Source organism: Acinetobacter sp., assembly GCF_041919735.1.
Lineage (GTDB): Bacteria > Pseudomonadota > Gammaproteobacteria > Pseudomonadales > Moraxellaceae > Acinetobacter.
In genome coordinates this window covers 1-2766 of sequence record NZ_JAYRTF010000050.1, presented here as the reverse complement: position 1 = coordinate 2766, position 2766 = coordinate 1, and the positions used below count along the sequence as shown (strand labels likewise).

Genomic DNA, 2766 nt, shown 5'->3' with positions numbered 1-2766 from the left:
TGAGTTATTAAACTAATGAAAATGATGAGACGAGACTAGGCAATCCAAAGATGACTGAAGGCAAACCCATGTTAAAACGATTACAGAATAAATATTATCAAGTGTTTGCGTTGGGTGTGGCTGCCTTAGGTCTATCTGCAGCGACATATGCCGCAGATGAACAGTTTAATAATGCCTTGCGTGCAGCAAATGCTGGCAATGTTGGTTTATTACAACAATATCAAAGTAGTATGCAGGGTGATGTGCTGGGCTATTATCCTGAATATTGGGTACTTAACAGTAATTTGGCGTTGCAACCTGCGGCGAACATTGTCGGATTTGCACAACGCTATCCGCAATCTGCCATGGCTGAGAAGTTAGCAGCAGATTACATTGAAGAAAAAGTCAAAATGGCCGACTTTGCTTCCGCGCAGCCAGTATTGGCCTATGTGTCCAATGCAGATCGCGCAGAAAGCTGTGCTATGGCGCAAGTCCGGGCCAAGTCAGGCGATCCTTTGGTTTTTGCCAAATATAAAGATGTTTGGCTCACGACCAATTCACAGCCTGAGTCTTGTGCAGGGCTGGGGCGCATGATGTTGTCTAGTCCACTGATGACGGAACAAGACAAACAACAACGTCTATGGTCACAGCTACGTGCAGGGCAGTCAGGTCAAGCGATTGCAACCGCACAAACCATTGGCATGAATCTGTCTTTGGCCCAGCTGAATAGCATTCAAGCCGATCCACTGAACTATCTCTGGTCCGCACCGAAAGCGTCGGCGGCAGATCAAGCGTATTTAATTTATGCCATTGGCCGTTTAGCCGACAGTGATCTAAATACTGCACTGGCGTCGGTCAAGCGTGCTGCAGAAGGAACACCTGAGTCGGTGCAAAAAGCGTTGTATCGCGCTGTGGGGTATATCGGTGGCACAACCGTTATGAAAAACAATTTTAATGTGGAAGTGTTGCAAGCCTTCGATCGGAGCTATGGTTTAGCACTGAGTGAAGAAGAAGCTGAAATCTATGCACGCCAAGCCATTCGTTTCGGCGCATGGGAGAGTGTCATTCGTGCCATTGATGGCATGAGTGTGACGCAAAAACAAGAAGACCGCTGGCAATATTGGTTAGCCCGTGCTTCAGAACAGCGTGGTGATGCAAAGTCAAAAACACTGGCGCGCGAGATCTTCAAAAAATTGTCAGTAGGTGACGATTATCATAACTTATTGGCAAAAGATCGTATTGGTCAAGGTTATCAAACGATTCCAGCCAATACCCAACCGAGCAATGCGGATGCGCAGCGTTTGAGTCAAGATATTCACTTTAGCCGCGCTTTTGCACTGCGCAACGTCAATGCGCCAGACAATTATGTCAACCGTGAATGGAATTGGGCGGTTCGACAAGCTTATTTAAAACAAGATGATGGCTTAATTTTGGCTGCTGCCAAACGTGCAACAGAAATGGGATGGTATGACCGCGCGATCTATGCAGCTGATCGAACCGTCAAGCAACATAACTACAGTTATCGTTATGCCATGCCGCATCAAAGCTATGTGGTCAGTCATAGTCGCAATGCAGGCATAGATCCTGCATGGGCGTATGGGTTAATGCGACAAGAAAGCCGATTTGTTACCCATGCTCGCTCGCATGTGGGGGCAGGTGGTTTGATGCAGATCATGCCAGATACGGCAAAACTGGTCGCTAGACAAATGGGTGAAACCTATAATCCTGCTGCACTGAGTGATATGAATACCAATGTTCGTTATGGCACATTTTACTTGTCCATGATTCAAAGCCAATTAAGCAACAGTCCTGTACTTGCCACCGCAGGTTATAACGCAGGGCCAAATCGTGCGCGTCGTTGGCAGCCTGAAAATCAGCCGATTGCGGCGGATCAATACACAGAAAGTATTCCTCTGACTGAAACTCGTGATTACGTCAAGCATGTCATGAGTAATGCGACCCATTATGGTGTGCTGCTTGGACAGGGCCCACAGTCAATCACCCAGCGCATGCAAAATATTCCTTTTAGAAGTCAATAATAAAGGCCTAGGCATTTTATGGTTTTGATGTCATCCCAATCAGTCTTAACGCAAAAGCTTCTGCTATTGATCAGCAGCGGTATTGTTATGGGATTTTTTGCGACATCAGCCCATGCAACACCGACCGTGTTTGGCTATGTGATGGAAGTTCAAATGACACCCGCCGTGTGTTTGTTCGATAATCAAGGCTCAAAGAAACGGAAATGTTTGGAAGGCTATTCGCTCAACATCACTGGATTGTATCCTGAAACCACGACACGAGAGTGTCAGACCAATTCCTCAGCAGTGCTGTCACCACTTCAGGCCAAAGTGGTGGCGAGAGTCATGCCCGATGAGCATGCACGTCGCCAGTTGTGGGCAGAAATTGGGGGATGTGTGCCGATGAGTGCCAGTCAATATTTCCGTAACGTGATTAATTATGCAGAACGTTTAAAAATTCCCGCAGATTTGACTTCATCTGAAAATAAAACTGCGCAACTGCATAGCTTACGTGGGCAGTTCCAACGTCTAAATCCTGGACTGCCTGCAAGCGGGCTACGTTTTAGCTGCCGTACTCACCGTCAAACCAATATTTTGACCGAAGTCAAAGTTTGTTATAAACCCAATGGTCAGTACAAAGGCTGTGCAGAGAATATACAAGAAAACTGCCCAAATTCTTTTGCGATCAAGGGTTCTTACTAATCTCTTTCCCTAAATTAATTTATATTTCCTATCATACTTTTGTTGGAATTCATTCTCTTTTACATGC

Annotated in this window: 2 protein-coding genes; both read left to right on the top strand. The window is 46.0% G+C overall.

Annotated features, from left to right (window positions below):
* Positions 1-50: 50 nt before the first annotated feature.
* Positions 51-2018 carry a transglycosylase SLT domain-containing protein gene (locus tag ACE3T3_RS15815; RefSeq protein ID WP_374668608.1) on the top strand — a complete coding sequence of 656 codons (1968 nt, stop codon included), beginning with the start codon at positions 51-53 and terminating at the stop codon, positions 2016-2018.
* 87 nt (positions 2019-2105) lie between these two features.
* Positions 2106-2699 carry a ribonuclease I gene (locus tag ACE3T3_RS15810; protein ID WP_228740192.1) on the top strand — a complete coding sequence of 198 codons (594 nt, stop codon included), beginning with the start codon at positions 2106-2108 and terminating at the stop codon, positions 2697-2699.
* The last annotated feature ends 67 nt before the right edge of the window (positions 2700-2766 follow it).

Bases quoted from the DNA above. Each gene is read 5' to 3' on its own strand.
- ACE3T3_RS15810 (WP_228740192.1), top strand. From the start codon at position 2,106: ATGGGATTTTTTGCGACATCAGCCCATGCAACACCGACCGTGTTTGGC.
- ACE3T3_RS15815 (WP_374668608.1), top strand. From the start codon at position 51: ATGACTGAAGGCAAACCCATGTTAAAACGATTACAGAATAAATATTAT.